The sequence below is a fragment of the Streptomyces sp. NPDC001851 genome (assembly GCF_040297165.1).
Taxonomy (GTDB): domain Bacteria; phylum Actinomycetota; class Actinomycetes; order Streptomycetales; family Streptomycetaceae; genus Streptomyces.
On sequence record NZ_JBEOYR010000022.1, the window covers coordinates 92684 to 106947 of the forward strand.

General features: G+C 73.7%; 15 protein-coding genes and 1 pseudogene. 3 read left to right on the top strand and 13 right to left on the bottom strand.

The window, feature by feature from the left end; translation table 11 throughout:
• Positions 1-95: 95 nt before the first annotated feature.
• A complete protein-coding gene (locus ABT171_RS29170; RefSeq protein WP_351248912.1) occupies positions 96-854 on the bottom strand; it encodes an IclR family transcriptional regulator in 759 nt (252 codons plus the stop codon).
• Positions 855-1029: 175 nt separating this feature from the next.
• Here ABT171_RS29170 and ABT171_RS29175 point away from each other — a divergent pair, with 175 nt between their 5' ends.
• The gene (locus tag ABT171_RS29175) at positions 1030-1293 is read left to right on the top strand and encodes a hypothetical protein (RefSeq protein ID WP_351248914.1); all 264 of its coding nucleotides are present in this window, start codon (positions 1030-1032) and stop codon (positions 1291-1293) included.
• A 177-nt stretch (positions 1294-1470) separates the two neighbouring features.
• Positions 1471-2028, top strand: a complete 558-nt coding sequence (locus tag ABT171_RS29180) for a DoxX family protein (RefSeq protein ID WP_351248916.1) — start codon at positions 1471-1473, stop codon at positions 2026-2028.
• Here ABT171_RS29180 and ABT171_RS29185 read toward each other — a convergent pair.
• The 9 genes from ABT171_RS29185 to ABT171_RS29230 all read right to left on the bottom strand — a co-directional run bounded on the left by ABT171_RS29185 (position 2012) and on the right by ABT171_RS29230 (position 11027).
• Positions 2012-2962: an NAD-dependent epimerase/dehydratase family protein gene (locus ABT171_RS29185; RefSeq protein WP_351248918.1), complete on the bottom strand. Its 951-nt coding sequence runs from the start codon at positions 2960-2962 to the stop codon at positions 2012-2014. The genes ABT171_RS29180 and ABT171_RS29185 overlap by 17 nt on opposite strands.
• On the bottom strand, positions 2959-4098 hold the full coding sequence (locus ABT171_RS29190) for a cytochrome P450 (RefSeq protein ID WP_351248920.1): 1140 nt from the start codon (positions 4096-4098) through the stop codon (positions 2959-2961). Before ABT171_RS29190 ends, ABT171_RS29185 begins: the two co-directional genes overlap by 4 nt.
• Complete coding sequence (locus ABT171_RS29195; RefSeq protein ID WP_351248922.1) at positions 4095-4856, bottom strand: glycosyltransferase; 762 nt, start codon at positions 4854-4856, stop codon at positions 4095-4097. Before ABT171_RS29195 ends, ABT171_RS29190 begins: the two co-directional genes overlap by 4 nt.
• Positions 4853-6331, bottom strand: coding sequence for a class I adenylate-forming enzyme family protein (locus ABT171_RS29200; RefSeq protein WP_351248924.1), 1479 nt, complete (start codon positions 6329-6331; stop codon positions 4853-4855). The genes ABT171_RS29195 and ABT171_RS29200 overlap by 4 nt, the downstream gene beginning before the upstream one ends.
• The gene (locus tag ABT171_RS29205) at positions 6331-7071 is read right to left on the bottom strand and encodes a glycosyltransferase family A protein (RefSeq protein ID WP_351248926.1); all 741 of its coding nucleotides are present in this window, start codon (positions 7069-7071) and stop codon (positions 6331-6333) included. Before ABT171_RS29205 ends, ABT171_RS29200 begins: the two co-directional genes overlap by 1 nt.
• Positions 7068-8096 carry a 3-oxoacyl-ACP synthase III family protein gene (locus ABT171_RS29210; protein WP_351248928.1) on the bottom strand — a complete coding sequence of 343 codons (1029 nt, stop codon included), beginning with the start codon at positions 8094-8096 and terminating at the stop codon, positions 7068-7070. The genes ABT171_RS29205 and ABT171_RS29210 overlap by 4 nt, the downstream gene beginning before the upstream one ends.
• 151 nt (positions 8097-8247) lie before the next feature.
• Positions 8248-8538, bottom strand: coding sequence for a hypothetical protein (locus ABT171_RS29215; RefSeq protein ID WP_351248930.1), 291 nt, complete (start codon positions 8536-8538; stop codon positions 8248-8250).
• Between the two features lie 936 nt (positions 8539-9474).
• Complete coding sequence (locus ABT171_RS29225; RefSeq protein ID WP_351248932.1) at positions 9475-10182, bottom strand: hypothetical protein; 708 nt, start codon at positions 10180-10182, stop codon at positions 9475-9477.
• 416 nt (positions 10183-10598) lie between these two features.
• On the bottom strand, positions 10599-11027 hold the full coding sequence (locus ABT171_RS29230) for a hypothetical protein (protein WP_351248934.1): 429 nt from the start codon (positions 11025-11027) through the stop codon (positions 10599-10601).
• A 133-nt stretch (positions 11028-11160) separates the two neighbouring features.
• On the opposite strand from ABT171_RS29230, the pseudogene ABT171_RS29235 reads away from it, so the two are divergent.
• Positions 11161-11347 (top strand): annotated as a pseudogene (locus tag ABT171_RS29235) (phosphoketolase family protein); the annotation flags it as partial.
• Positions 11348-11387: 40 nt separating this feature from the next.
• Here ABT171_RS29235 and ABT171_RS29240 read toward each other — a convergent pair.
• From ABT171_RS29240 to ABT171_RS29250, 3 genes are all read right to left on the bottom strand, one after another.
• Entirely contained in the window at positions 11388-12011 is a 624-nt protein-coding gene (locus ABT171_RS29240) for a histidine phosphatase family protein (RefSeq protein WP_351248936.1), read from the bottom strand.
• Positions 12012-12083: 72 nt separating this feature from the next.
• Positions 12084-12773, bottom strand: coding sequence for a response regulator (locus ABT171_RS29245; protein ID WP_351248938.1), 690 nt, complete (start codon positions 12771-12773; stop codon positions 12084-12086).
• Positions 12774-12802: 29 nt separating this feature from the next.
• The gene (locus ABT171_RS29250; protein WP_351248940.1) at positions 12803-14095 is read right to left on the bottom strand and encodes a sensor histidine kinase; all 1293 of its coding nucleotides are present in this window, start codon (positions 14093-14095) and stop codon (positions 12803-12805) included.
• Positions 14096-14264 lie beyond the last annotated feature (169 nt).

A 14264-nucleotide genomic window follows, 5' to 3' on the forward strand; every position in this document is an offset into this window, starting at 1 on the left:
CCTCGCCTGTACCGGGGGGGACGGGGGCGCACACCCGGAACGTCCCTTTCGTTCCAGGAAACGGGCTGGGCGTGGCAGCCACAAGGAGCGGAATTTCAGATAGTGAGCGAGAGAGTTCTGGTGACACGGCTCGCGACAGGCAGCAGCCGTGTCCGGATCTCCTGGATCTGGGCCTGCCGTTCCGCGGGCAGGGAGACGCCGAGCGAGCCGAGCGTACCGCCACGGTAGACGGGCACGGCGACGCACACCGTGCCGAGTGAGTACTCCTCCAGGTCCGTGACGGCGGGCGCCAGGGGGGACGACTCGATCCTGCGCAGCAACTCCGGAAGACTGGTGATCGTCCGTGGTGTGAGGTCGGGGCGCTGGTGGCGGGACAGATAGTCCCGGCGGGCGTCCTCGTCCAGCTCGCGCAGCACGGACTTGCCCAGGGCGGTGGCATGTCCGGCGTCCTCGAACCCCACCCAGAGATCCACCCGTGGGGTACGGGGCCCGTCGACGATCTCGGCGACCCTGATCTCACCGTCCTCGTAGAACGTGAGGTACGTGGCGGTGGACAGCTCGTCCCGCAAGGCCGCGAGCGCCGGGCGGACGCGGCTGAGCAGCGTCTGTGTGTGGCCGGCCGAGTGCAGGGAGTCCAGTCTGTCGCCCAGGACGAAGCCGCCGTCGTCCAGCTTCCGCACGTATCCGTCGTGCACCAGGGTGCGCAGCAGGTGATAGGCGGTGGCCAGGGGCAGCTCGGTCTCGCGCGCCAGCTGTTTCGCCGGTGCGCCGTTCTCGTGTGCGCTCACCGCCTCCAGCAGACGGAAGGCCCGCTGCACGGACGTGATGAGCGTGGGGCCGTCCTGCGCGCTCACAGGACCAGACTGCGCCGGGCGCGCGGCCCGGGCAAGGCAGGTCTCACGGCCGGAACCACCGGTGGACCGGCCGCGCGTCGATACGCCGATCCTCACCTCGGATCGGCGAAGGTCGTGCCCAGAGAACGCGCCCAGGGAACGTGCCCGGGACAACGAAACGCCTCGAAGGATCGCAATGATCAAGTCTTTCCGGATCGCGGCTGCCACTCTCCTCGCTGTCGGCGGCCTCGGTGTGTCCGCGGTCGGCACGTCGGCTGCCGCTCCTCGTGCCGGCTCCGCTCCGATCGGCGGCCTGGCTTCCGGCCCTGCGCGGTTCCCGGCGCCGCCCACGGGTGACAGCGCGGACCGGGCGTCCACCGGCGGAGCCCTGGGCGGCCCCGCCGATCCCCTCGGCTTCGGGCCCCTCAACGTCGCGGTCCCTGCGGTGGGCCTGCTGTAGCAGGCGGAAGCACTTCGAGCGGCGGCGTGACCGACCGCAACGGCGCGCTCGCGACCACGGCGTCCGCGACCTGCTCAGCATGCGCCGCTGTCCCCGGTGGGCCGCCGCCCAGATGCACGACGCTCCGCTCAGCGCAAGGATCGTGTGGAGAGCGGCGTTCCGACCGGAGCATGTGCCATGTTGAGCAAGCGCATCCTGAACCGTGCTGCTCGTTCCAAGGAACCGGTAGCGCATCCCACCACCGCCACCACGGTGACCGCCGCCGATGTCGGCCTGCTTCTCATCAGACTGACCTTCGGCCTGCTGATGGCCGCCCACGGGGCGCAGAAGGTCTTCGGGCTCTTCGGGGGCCCGGGCCTGACCACGACCGGCAAGGGATTCGCGGCCCTGGGCTATCACCCGGGAAAGCTCTTCGCCGCCATCGGGGGCCTGTCCGAATCGCTCGGCGGCCTCGGCCTGGCCCTCGGGCTGCTGACGCCACTGGCGGCTGCCGCCCTGATCGGCGTCATGATCAACGCGATGGCCACGGTCACCGGCGCGCACGGTCTGTGGGAGGAGGACGGCGGCGTGGAATACAGCGTGTGTATCGCCGTCGTCGCCCTGGCCGTCGCGGCCATCGGTCCCGGCCGGCTGGCCGCGGACCGCTTCTTCCGCTGGGGCGGGGGCGGCTGGAAGGAGGCGGCCCTGGCCCTCGGCCTCGGCGGCGCCGCCGCCGCGGTCACGCTCGCGCTCTGAACGGACCGGCGATCCCCCGTACCTGCCTGGCCGGCAAGGCCGCCGTGTAGTCCCGCAGCACGCGACCGGCCGTCCACCCCCGGGCCTCGGCCCTGGACACGTCCAGGACAACGGAGTGGGCCAGCTGGTCGACCGCGTAACGGGTGAGGAACGGCTCTGTGCGCGGGCGCAGCCGGGCCAGCGACTGGGCGGTGCTCGCCGCGGCCTGGGCGACCGCCGTCGGGATGTGGTGGATCCGGGCCCGTATGCCGTGGGCGTGCAGGACCGCCCGTACGGCCCGGTCCCGGTCGTACGGTGCCGGGTCGGCGATGTTGTAGGCGCCCGGCGGCCAGCCGGCGGCGGCCAGGCACGCCTCGGTGAGGTTCTCCACGGCCGTCAGGCTCAGCCGGACGCTCGGACCGGGCAGCAGAAGCAGGCCGCCGCGGACGCGGGACAACAGCCGCGGCACCAGATGCGGGTCCCCGGCGCCGTAGACCGCCCGGGGGCGCAGCACCACGGCACCGGCGGCGAGCGCCAGCGCCTCCCCGGCGGCCTTGGTACGGCCGTACGCGTTCAGCTGGCTGTGCACCGGATGGTCCTCGGTGATCCGGGCCCGGCCGGGGCCGGGCGCGTAGACACTGGCGCTGCTCACCCAGACCACCGGTCGGCCGGCGGCGGCCTGGAGGAGACGTGCCGTGCCGTCGACGTTGACGGCACGCATCGCCGCCTCGGCGGGGGAGCCGGGCACCGGATCGCCGACCGCCGCCGCGCAGTGCACCACGACGTCGGCGCCGGCGAGGTCCGGCACCTCCCGGGCGGCGTCCCACGGCACATGCCGGCCGACCGGGCCGGGGCGGCGCCCCACACACAGCACCTCGGCACCCCGGGCGGCAGCGGTGGCGGCGACATGGGAACCGCAGAAGCCGCTCGCCCCCGTGACGGCGATCGTGGTCATCGGTCCTCCGAAGAGCCGGTGGTGGAGCGGACGGTGAGGGAACGCCAGCCGGGCAGGGCCGCGGTCCGGTCGACGCGGGCCCGTACGACGCGGGGGCGGTGGACCGCGAGTGCGGCGAGGGCGTCGTCGAGCTGCGCGCGGGCCAGGCGTGCGCCGGGGCAGGCGTGGGATCCGGCGCCGAAGACGAGCTGGGCCACGTCGGGCGGTGCGGGCCTGCGGGCGTCCGGGGGATTCGTGTGGGCTCGGGCCGCGTGCCGTGCCACCAGGACCAGGCGGTCCCCCGCCCGGACCGGGCACCCGTCGAGAGCGGCGTCGCCTGCCGCCGCGCGCGGCAGCAGCGGGGAGGGAGCGATCACCCGCAGCAGTTCGGTCACCAGGGCCGGCCGCAGCCGGTCGTCGGCCGCCTGGTCCCACCATGCCGCGTCGGCACACCAGGCTGCGGCGCGTGGCAGGGCCGCCACCGTGGTGTTGACGGCGGCGACCGCGAGCATCGCCCGCAAGGCCGATTCCCCCTCCTCGCCGGGCGCGGTGCCCCGGGTGAGCAGGGCCTCCAGGCGGGCCGTCGCCGTGGCCGCCGCCCGGGCGGTGCCGGGCAGCCGTGGCCCGGGCAGGTGGTCGCGCACGGCGGCGGCCGCCGCGCGGGCGGCCGCCGCGGCGACACCCTCCGGGTCCCCGCCCGCACCGAGCAGCGCACAGACGGTGGCCCCGGCCAGTTCGCGTGCCAGCGGTACCAGGTCGACCGTGCGGCCGGTGCCGAGTGGGGCGAGACGGCGGGTCAGCACCTCCCGCCACACCGGGCGCAGCCGCTCCACCCCGGCCGCGCCGAGGCCTTCGGCCACCGCACGGCGGGTGGCGCGGTGCCCGGCGCCCTCCTGGTCGAACAGCGTCCCGCCGGCGGACAGCTCCCGCGCGGCGCCGCCGGTGGTGCCGGCCGCGGTGCGGTCCAGCGGAACCCGGGTGAGGGCATGCCGGTAGGCGTCGCTGCCGTGCACCAGCACCGTTCCTCCGAGCCGGATCACCGTCCGCCGGCGGCCGGCCGCGAGCAGGGCGAACAGCACGGGGTGCGAGCGGGTGTACACGCGCCGGTCGCGGCGGCGTGCCGCCCGGACACCGGGCGGGACGGGCGCTGCGGTCATCGGATGTGCACCTCTCTCGTGTCGGCGGGGCAGTAGCGTCGGTCCCACGACCACAGGAGGGTCCGGCGCGCACCCCACGCCCGCAGCCGGCGCAGGCTGGAGTGGACCACCATCCGCTCGGCCCGCGCGATCCGGCCGCTGTACGCGCGCGCCCGGTTGAGGAAGACCACGTCCTCGGGCGGCCCCTGCAGCGGGACGCGCGGTGTGCCCCCGCAGCGCAGGTACAGAGCCGCCGTGACCGCGAGGTTGTGGCCGTGGCACAGCACGTACGGCGCGCGGAAGCGCGGGTGGCGGTGCTCCCTGCGGTACCGCCCGTACAGCGCGGTCGCGCGGATCACCGCCGGCAGCAGGTACCGCTCGGCGACCGAGGGGTGCTCGTCCCGGCGGGGCACGCTCCGGCCGCAGGCGAGCTCCGTGCCGCGCCCGAACTCCCCGCGCACCTGCGCGATCCAGTCCGCGGCGGGAACACAGTCGGCGTCGGTCCGGGCGAGCAGCGCGGCGCCCCGCCCGATGGCGTACCGGAATCCGGTGTCGGCGGCGGCCCCGGCGCCCGGCTCCTCCTCATGGACGAGGTGCACGGGAAAGGGCGCGGCGGCGGCGAAGCGGCGCACGACATCCGTGGTCGCGTCCGTGGAGGCGTTGTCGACGACGACCAGGGTGAAGCCGGTGTCGGTCTGGGCGGCGAGCGCGGCCAGGGTGGCCCCGATGCCGGCCTCCTCGTTGTAGGCGGGTACGACCACCCACAGCGGTGCGCTCATCCCCGGTCCCGTTCCGCGAGGCGGGCGGCGGCCAGGCGTGCGGTGGCGGCGCGGTCCGGCTTGCGGGAGCGCCCGGACAGCGGGATGTCGGCCAGCAGCACCGCATCGGGCCGGGCGGACCCCATCCGCTCCAGCGGGCCGGTCAGCGCGGCCCGCAGCGCCGCACGGTCGGCACCCGGGCCCGGCTGCACGACGGCGACCAGGCGCTCGTCGCCGTCACCGGCCGGTACCCCGACCAGCAGGGCCAGTTCGACGCCGGGCACGTGCAGCGCGGGCTCGTACAACCCCGGGTAGATGTTCTCCGCGTGCCGGAGCACCATGTCCTTCAGCCGGCCCTGCAGCACGATCCGGCCGCCCGCCAGGTGCGCACGGTCACCGGTGGCGACCCACGGGTCCGGTTCCTCGCCCAGGTAACGGTCCCGGGCAGCCGGACCGGACAGCAGCAGTTCACCGGCGGCGTCCGTCCTGGCCGCCACCCCCGGCAGCGGAGCGCCCACCAGATCGCCCCCGCCGGTGAAAGCGGCCTTGTCGGCCTGTTCCACCGCGGCGGCGGGGAACAGCTCGGTCAGCGCGTACACGCCCCACGCCTCCTGCGCCCCCGCCTGCTTGACCCGGGTGAGCAGATCGGCACTCGCCGGAGCCGACCCCGTCCACACCCGCCCGGTGAACCGGGCCCCCGCGGCGAGCAGCGTCCGCAGCTGCGGTGGCGTCAGATAGGTGGCCTGCGGGTCCAGTCGGCGCAGCTGCCGGGCCAGCACGCGCGGCGAGCGGGCGGGCAGCGCGACCGGTGCGCCGTGCGCCAGGGACGGCACGAGGACGAAGAACGTCCCGCCCAGCACCGGCCGCTCGGCCTCCACCCGGACCAGGCCGGTCACCGTGGCCATCCCCGCGGCGAGCGAGGAACGGGTGTGCACCACCGCACGCGGCCGGGACGTGGTGCCCGAGGTGAAGACGATGACCGCGTCGCCGTCCTCGTCCACCGGACGCGGCAGGACCACCGACCGGACACCGGTCTCCAACTCCTGGGCACAGCCGGGCAGTCGGGGCCCGACCGTGGCTACCGGCCCCAGCGCCGCGAGGTCCGGCAGGGCCAGGCGCGCCCGGCGGGCGAGCGGGCGGGCCCAGCCGGCGACGGCCTGGGCGGCGGCGTCGGCGAGGACGACATCGGGCCGGGCGAGGGCGAGCCGGGCACGCAGCACGTCCGGTCCCGCGCCGGGGTCGAGCACCGCGGCCCGCGCCCCGAGCCGGTGTACGGCGAGCATCACGGCCAGCGCCCGGGGCCCGGGCCGTACCGCGACGCCCACGGTGCTGCCGCGCGCGACGCCCCGTGCGTGCAGGGCCGCGGCGTAACGGTCGGCGAGGTCGGCCAGCTCCCCGCAGGTGGCCTTGACGCGTACGGACCCGTTCCGGGCCGTACCGAGGACAGCGGGCCGGTCCGCGCTCTTGCGCAGGGCATGGGTCAGTGTGTCGAGCATCAGCGCGGGTCCTCCGGGTGCCGGCCCGGGCCCCGGTCGAGGTACCAGCGGGCCGTGCCGAGCAGCCCGTAGGCGCGCAGCCGCCGGGTGGAGTTCTCGACGACCATGGCGCGGGCGTGGACGATGGCGGTGGTCCGGCGCCGGACCCGGTTGAGGAAGAGGCGGTCGGTGGGGGAGGGGCGGCGCGGCATACCGCCGACGGCTTCGTACAGGGCGGCCGTGACGGCCATGTTGTTGCCGGCGTGCATCCGGTACGGCGTGAGGTAGCCGTGCCGGCGTCCGTGCGCGGGGCGCACCCGGCCGAAGAACGCGGCGACGCGGACCAGTGTGCGGAAGGCGGCACGCCCGAGCGGCCCGTGCTCGTCACGGCGTGCGTCGATACGGCCGCACACCAGGTCCGCGCCCTGCCGCAGGGCGTCGCGGGCGGCGGCCGTCCAGCCGGGGCGCGGCAGGCAGTCGGCGTCCGTGCGGGCCAGCAGCGTCGCGCCGTTGCCGATGGCGTACCGGAAGCCGGTGTCCACGGCGCAGCCGACGCCCTTCTCCGGCTCGCTGAGGACATGGACCGGGAAGGGCGCCCGGCGGGCGAAGTCGTACGCGATCGCCGCCGTGGCGTCGGTCGAGGCGTTGTCCACGACGACGAGCGTGAAGTCACGGTCCCGCTGGGCCGCGAGCGCGTCCAGCGTGGCGCCGATCCGCGTGGCCTCCTGGTGTGCGGGCACCACCACCCACAGGGCACTCACGCCTTCTCCCACACCATCGTCATCAGGCTCACGCCACCGCCCAGGCCCACGAACAGCACCCGGTCGCCGGGAAGCAGACGCTGGTGGACCCGGTCGAGCTGCACGCCCAGCGTGGCGCTGGCCATGTTGCCGAGCTCGGGGACCGTGACGACGAGCCGGTCCCGGGGTATGCCGGTGAGCTCCACGAACCGCTCCAGGTACGGCACGGTGACCTGGTGCACCAGGATGTACCGGAAGTCGCCCCAGGCCAGCCCGGTGCGCAGCCTCATCCGGTCCAGCACCGACGTGCCGATCTTCTCGAACACCTCGCGCAGCTCGGTCCCGTCGCCGCGGAAGTACGTGTGCTCGTCCCCGCGGGGGTGGCGCGAACCGCCACCGAAGATCCCGCCGACCTGCCAGTGCTCGGAGTGCGTCTCGGTGTCGACGTCGAGGATGCCGCCCCGCTCCACGGCCTCCAGCACGACCGCGGCTCCCGCGTCACCGAAGGTGTAGCCCGCGAAGCCGTCCCGGAGCTCGCCGGGACCGGAAGGGGCGTGCCGCACCGCCCGGCTCGGGGTCTCCCCGGTGACCACCAGAGCCCGGCGGGCCCGGCCGGCCAGGATCATCGCCCGCGCCGTGTCGATTCCGTTGACGAAGCTGTTGCACGCGTTCGCCACATCCAGCGCGTGCGCCCGGGACCCGAGTTCCGCCTGGACGACGTGGGCGGTCGCCGGTTCGGCCATGTCCCGCGTGGCGGAGGCGAACACCAGCAGATCCACGTCGTACGGAGCCAGCCCGGCCCGGGCCAGCGCGGTACGCGCCGCACGCACCGCGAGCGTCGAGGCGTACTCGCCCTCCGCCACGGTCCGGCGCGAGACGATCCCGGTGACGCGTTCGAGCATCCGCGCGGGCAGCCGCAGCCCGGATGCCGTGCAGATCTGCGCCTGCAACTGCTGGGACGTCACCTTGAGCTCCGGCAGGCAGGACGCCACTGATGTGATGCCCACCCGGAGCTCCGGGCCTCGAACGGCGTGGTCTGTGTGCATGGGGTGGACGCTATGGGCGGACCCGGACGGCTTGCCTGAGCACGCGTACTCAACTCGCGTAGGTAGACGGCCGCCCGCCAGGCGGCCCGCGCACCCGCCGCGCCGCGGAGGGCGCGCCCGTGGGCGCGCCCTCGATCTCCTGCGGTGACCGCTAGCGGACCAGGATGATCACAACGCCTCCGTTGCCGAACCGGTGGTCGAAGCGGTGGTCGAAACAGAACCAGGGGTGGTGGAAGCAGAAGCCCCGGTGGTCGAAGCGGAACCCGCCGTGGTCGAAGCAGCGCCAGTCGCTGTGGCCGAAGCACTGGTCGGTGATCACACCGGTGTGTACGGCCGGGACTGCTGCTGCGGCCGTGCCTGCTGTGCCGATCGCAGCGCCGCCGGCCATCAGCAGGCCGGCCGCGGACGCCGCGACGAGACGCCTCGCGCCTTGTACTCGCATGATGGATGCACCCTCTTCTCTCCGGACTACGCCCGTACTCTCAGTACGTCAGCGGAGCCTTTCGGGATTGCGTCCCGGCAACACGGTCACGGGCGCGACGGCCGGCCCGCGGCCGGCACGGACGAGGAGGGCGGGGCCGCGGTCCTGTGCCTCATGCCGGCCGCCCGGTTCGACGACACGAGCCGGTGGCGGTACGACCGCGACGGCGGATACCGCCCACGCTCCCTGGGCACCCCGTTGAGCGACCGCGCCAAGACCCCTCCGACACCGGAACTTGCGGATCTGCCACGGCACTTGCCGAGCCTCGCCGGCCTGCGCCCCGCGCGGGGGTGGCGGCGGACGTGCCTCGACCTCGCGGCCGGCGTCCTGCTTCGTGCCGGCCGGTGATCAAGCTCGTCGCCCTCGTCGGCGGCTGAGGAACCGGCGCCTGTCAGCGGCCTGCTTCACCGGTTCCTGCGGTGAAGCAACGGGCGCCTCCATGGGTTTCGGGGCGGTGGGCGCGGCGGAGTCCTCCAGTAGTTCCGCCAGGGTGAACCGTGTGGCGAAGGACTGCCATGCCCCGTCTATGACGACGAGGAAACCATCGCCTTCCCGAAGGAGCCGACGCCGCTTCGGGCTTCTGGGATGCTCGGGTGAATGGCTCCTGGCCCGCCGCTCCAGCTCCGCGAGTGCCTCGGCACGCGTTCCGGACACGTGCGCCACCACGTGTGCCTCCATGTGCTTGTGCTCGCCCGAACCCACGGTCGTCTCGACAACAAGGGCCCACGTCGTCATACCCTCCGCCCCCTTCATGTGCGTACGGCTGCCCACAGTAGAAGGCGCCGGCAACCTGTGGCTGGGCTGGGACCCTCTTTCGGATCGCGCACCGCGGTGCCCCGCTCTCGGACCGCCCTGCGCGCCGACGCCCGGCGCAACGGGGTGGCCGGACCGGAGGGCCTAGGCGTCTTTGCGGCGGAACCAGCCGCGTCGAGGTGCGGGCGGGGTCGGGCCGGGGAGGGGGGCCGGAGGCGGGCCGGGATGGGTGTGGGGTGGCGTCGGGCCGGGGAACGGCGGCAGGGTCTTGAACTGCTCGTGGAGGGTGACTGTCGGCGTGATCCTGCGCAGGGCGGAGCGCACCAAGGTGAGCGGGTGGTCGGGGAACTGGGGATCCCACTGCTCCAGGTCGGCCACGTGGTACGGCAGACCGCCGAACTGCCCGCCACCGGCGTAGGGGTGGGGCTGGAAGTAGTCGGCCGGCCCCACCTGGTTCATCACCATGGCCTCCCGCAGGCCGGTCGTGGCGCCCTCCGCGGCCTGCACCTTCACCACGGTGCTGCAGCGGTCCTTCGGCAGCGTCCAACTGCCGATGAAGGCCTGCCCCTGCCTGCTCTGCAGCGGCATCTTGATCAGCTGGCGCAGCGCCGGGACGCCGTCCACGCTTCCCACCACCGCCTCTATGAGGCCGCCCCCGGACCCGGCTGCGCCCTGCGCGCTCCCGTACCGCAGCCGCTCCTGCTCGTGCAGCGGAGCCGGCAGGTCCGGGACGAGGGGAAAGAAGTGGACCGACAGGACGAGCCCCGCCGCATCGGTCCACAGGCCGGGCTCACGCTCGGTGAAACCCGCGAGGTCCAGGCCGGTGATCGGGGTCTGGGCGATCGTAGTCATGTTGATCATCATGCCGGGTCGGTTGAGCGGCGCCGTGGCCGGGGCCCGGGCAGGCGGCTGCCAGGGTCTCGTGCGCGCTCCGGCCGCTTCGGCGGGAGAGGGGCTGCTCCTCGCCCAGCGGGCCCGAGTGCCGTCGCAGATGTGTGCAGATTTGGCCCCCGCTGGTCCGCCGCCCGGGACTGGCGGACCAGCGCCTTGGAGGCGCCGTCGCGGGGTAAGTGGAACCTACGCCTCCATCGGTGGCGGTGGAAGACCCGTAGGCGTGTGGTCCAGGTCATATTGACTCGGTCGGGCGTGGCGTGGGCGGCTGGTGCGACCGGAGTGGATCCCGGCCGTCTCCTGCCCCCTGGACGGGGCGTCGATCAGCAGGTTCTTCCAAGGAAGCCCGCCTCAGCGGGGGAGGCCCCGGAACGGGCTCAGCCGATGAGTGACCGGAACTGTTCGATCGTGCGGCGCCGCATGGTGAGGAAGGCCAGCCAGGAGCCGTCGGCGAAGTGCAGCCGGAAGCGGGCCATCAGCTGTGTCCGTGGCCGGCGTTCGACCCGGCTCACCCAGGCTCGCGGCATTTCCCACACCGGGGTGCCGTCCAGGGGCTGGACGAGGCCGATGCGCTGGTCGGTCACGCGCAGCAGCAGCGCGCCGGAGGTGCCCGGCATCTGCGCGGCGATGGTGCCGGCTCCGCCGGACTGGGCGCCGACACTGTTGACCAGCTCGTTCCCGAGCGACCGGCCGATGGTCGGGCCGATGCCCTTGGCGCTCTTGGCGGGAACGACGGTGCCGTAGCCCAAGAGCCGCTCGCCGGGGGCCAGTTGGTTGAGGGCGGAGCGTTCATGGAGGACCGACATGCCCGTGATCATATGCCGGGTGGGTGGAGGAGGCGGCACCGGCCCCCACATCCCCCGGTCGTTCCGGGAGCCGTCACCGCTCGGCGGGGTGGACAGGCGACACGCCGCCACCGCAGCCGGCCACCGAGCGTGCCCGGTGGTCTTCGCTCACCACGGCTGTCCGTGGCTGATCCACCGCCGCGCCTACCGGCGCACCGGTCACCGCGATCCGCAGGCGCGCGGATACAAGGAGATCGGCAACACGACCACGCCGTCACGTGTGGATCCGCGAGCACGGGACGGCCCTGCCCGAGGTGGCGGACTGGTGGCGGGAGGGCTGACCACCGGCGCCGGTGACCCACCGCCGGGCCTGACGCGCCTTCAGATGTGCAACTCGGGGGGAAAGCCGGTCCAGCGCAGCTCGGCCGGCAGATGGCGCATGTCGTTGGAGACGAGGACGGAAGCCGGCCGGCCGGGCGCGTAGCGGATCACGGTGAGCGCGGCGTTGCCGTGATGGAGGCCGAGCCAGCGCCACTTCGGCGCGTGCATGGCGTCCCGGACGAGCCAGGCGACGAGGAAATTGTGGGTGACGACCAGTTCGTGCCGCTCCTCCTCTCCCTCCACCGGCCCGGTGAACAGATCCAGCGCCCGGCGGGCCAGCGCGGGTCCGCGCTCCCGCTCCTCAGCAGTGGCGCCGGCGAGAAAGCGGAGGAACAGGTCTGCTGACTCCTTTGGGAGTTCATCCCTTTCCGGCACGTGGGGAACGTAGTCCCCGGCGACTTCCGAGACGTGCAGAGGGACGTTCCTCAGCTGGTCGCCGATGAGACGTGCGGTCTGCTCCGCCCGGGGCAGCGGACCGTGGTGGACAGCGGTGAGAGGGATGTCCCGGAGGCGCCGGCCGAGCAGCGTGGCCTGCCGCCGGCCGCCCTCGGTCAGCCCGCTCTCGTCCGGCGATGCCTCGCCGTGCCGGACGAGGTAGAGGTAACGGGTGGCCGTGCCGGTCATCTCGGCTCCTTTGCGCCCATGAGGTGATCTTCTGCATCGATGGACGCCGCCGCTTCGGACGCCGGTTGCGGATCACAGGGGTGCGCGGTCGGCGTGCGGTACGCGGCGGGGGTGGATGAGGCCGGTCTCGTACGCCACCGTCACGGCCTGCGCCCGGCTGCTGAGGCCGAGCTTGGCCATCATCCGGTTCAGATGCGTCTTCACCGTGGCGACGCTCACCGTGAGGCGATCGGCCACCTCCCGATTGGAGAGCCCCTGCCCGACCAGGGCGAGCACGTCCCGCTCCCGGTTGGTGAGGGAGGCCAGGACGGCGGGGTCGGCGCCGGCGGGTGACGGACGGCTGAGGTAGGTGTCGATGAGCCGCCGGGTGACGGTGGGCGCGAACAGCATGTCACCCTCCGCGATGGTCCGGATCGCGGTGAACAGCCGCTCCGGCGGGGTCTCCTTGAGCAGGAAGCCGCTCGCGCCCGCCCGCAGAGCGGCGTACACCAGCTCGTCGAGGTCGAACGTGGTGAGCATGATGATCTTCGGCTTGGGCTCGTCCGACGCGGTGAGAATCCGCTCGGTCGCGGCGACCCCGTCGAGGCCGGGGAGCCGGATGTCCATGAGGATCACGTCCGGCCGTTTCCCGGCGGCCAGTTCGACCGCCTCCTCGCCGGTCGCGGCTTCCCCGCACACGTCCAGGTCGGGTGTGGCGCGCAGCAGCGCCGAGAGCCCGCTGCGGACGAGTACCTGGTCGTCGACGACGAGTACGCGTGTCATTCCCGTGGTCCCCCCGAACTCGGTGCACCTCACGTGCCTGCGGGCGGCTCCGCGGCCGGCTGGTCACCCCGGTCCGCGCGGTACGGGACGGGCAGGGTGAACGCCACCTCGAATCCCCTCGCCGGCCGGGGCCCTGCGCGGAAGCTGCCGCCGTAAAGCCTCACGCGTTCATACATGCCGATCAACCCGTGCCCGGTTCCCGCGGAGCTTTGTCCGAATGCCGTTGGGCGTTGACCGGTTCCCGCGCCCGGGGCGGTCGCCGGGGCCTCCCGCTCTCCGGGGCCGCCTTCACTTCGGCCTCCGTCGTCCGTCACCGTGACGGTCAGCATCGCGTCGCCGTACACCAGTGATATACGGACACGCGCGGTCGGCCCGGCGTGTTTGAGGGTGTTGGTCAAGGCCTCCTGGACGATCCGGTAGGCGCACAGGTCGGCTCCCGGCGCCAGCTGCCGCGGCGGACCCGTGACGTGGGTGTCGACGGGGAGCCCCGCGGCGGCCATGCGTGCGGACAGTTCGCCCAGGCGGGCCAGTCCCGTGTCGGGGTCCGCCGGCGGTCCGGACACGGCGTCGGTGCCGTCCGTCGTCACCCGCAGCACGTGCAGCAGGCCGCGCATCTCCGCCAGCGCCTCGCGCGTGGTGCCTTCGATGGTGCGCAGTGCCTCCCGGGCCCTCGCGGCGTCCGTGTCGAAGACGTACCGGGCCAGTCCGCTCTGCACCGAGACCACCGAGAGATGGTGGGCGACCACGTCGTGCAGTTCACGGGCGATGCGCACGCGTTCCTCGGTCACCGCGTGCCGGGCACGCGCACCCTCCTCGGCCCGCAGGCGCGCGGTGAGGCGGTCCAGTTCGGCGTTCTGCTGCTCCAGGCGGCGCAGGTTCAGGCCGAAACCCCAGGCCAGCAGCAGGACCACGAGGGTCTGCCCCAGGGCGACGACGGCCGACACCGCATGGGAGGCCATCGTGTTGTGGAGCCATGCGCCCGTGACGGGCAGGGCCGCCAGGGCGGTCTCCCGGGTGGGTCGTGCGGCGGCGATCGTGAAGAACGCCAGCATCGGCGACCACACGTTGACCGACGGCTGGTAGCCGAGAGCGGTGTAGACGGCGAGGCCGGCGCAGGTGCACCACAGCACCGGCCACGGGATCACCCGGCGCACCGCCAACGGCAGATGGACGGCGCAGGTCAGGACGACGGCACGGGTGTCGAAGGGGGGCCAGCCGGCGGGCGTGTACTGCCCGGCGAAGCCCAGGGTCACCCCCAGCATGCCCGCTGCGATCGCCGTGTCGAGACACAGCCGTTGACGTGGCGTCACCCCCACACGCATGCCTGACCCCCTCACGCATGCCTGAAGACTAGCCAGGGCGTCTGCACGGTGCGCGGGCTGGAGGAGCGCGTAAACCTGCGCGGTAGTCGTCGTACCGCCGGAGGCTGACCCGCGCATTGCAACCACCGCGGGATTCGCTCGGGCAGCCGCTCTCGTAGCGTCGTCGACG

Coding starts and splice junctions, on each gene's coding strand:
- ABT171_RS29175 (WP_351248914.1), top strand. CDS start 1,030: ATGATCAAGTCTTTCCGGATCGCGGCTGCCACTCTCCTCGCTGTCGGC.
- ABT171_RS29180 (WP_351248916.1), top strand. CDS start 1,471: ATGTTGAGCAAGCGCATCCTGAACCGTGCTGCTCGTTCCAAGGAACCG.
- ABT171_RS29185 (WP_351248918.1), bottom strand. CDS start 2,962: ATGACCACGATCGCCGTCACGGGGGCGAGCGGCTTCTGCGGTTCCCAT.
- ABT171_RS29190 (WP_351248920.1), bottom strand. CDS start 4,098: ATGACCGCAGCGCCCGTCCCGCCCGGTGTCCGGGCGGCACGCCGCCGC.
- ABT171_RS29195 (WP_351248922.1), bottom strand. CDS start 4,856: ATGAGCGCACCGCTGTGGGTGGTCGTACCCGCCTACAACGAGGAGGCC.
- ABT171_RS29200 (WP_351248924.1), bottom strand. CDS start 6,331: ATGCTCGACACACTGACCCATGCCCTGCGCAAGAGCGCGGACCGGCCC.
- ABT171_RS29210 (WP_351248928.1), bottom strand. CDS start 8,096: ATGCACACAGACCACGCCGTTCGAGGCCCGGAGCTCCGGGTGGGCATC.
- ABT171_RS29215 (WP_351248930.1), bottom strand. CDS start 8,538: ATGCGAGTACAAGGCGCGAGGCGTCTCGTCGCGGCGTCCGCGGCCGGC.
- ABT171_RS29225 (WP_351248932.1), bottom strand. CDS start 10,182: ATGACTACGATCGCCCAGACCCCGATCACCGGCCTGGACCTCGCGGGT.
- ABT171_RS29230 (WP_351248934.1), bottom strand. CDS start 11,027: ATGTCGGTCCTCCATGAACGCTCCGCCCTCAACCAACTGGCCCCCGGC.
- ABT171_RS29240 (WP_351248936.1), bottom strand. CDS start 12,011: ATGACCGGCACGGCCACCCGTTACCTCTACCTCGTCCGGCACGGCGAG.
- ABT171_RS29245 (WP_351248938.1), bottom strand. CDS start 12,773: ATGACACGCGTACTCGTCGTCGACGACCAGGTACTCGTCCGCAGCGGG.
- ABT171_RS29250 (WP_351248940.1), bottom strand. CDS start 14,095: ATGCGTGTGGGGGTGACGCCACGTCAACGGCTGTGTCTCGACACGGCG.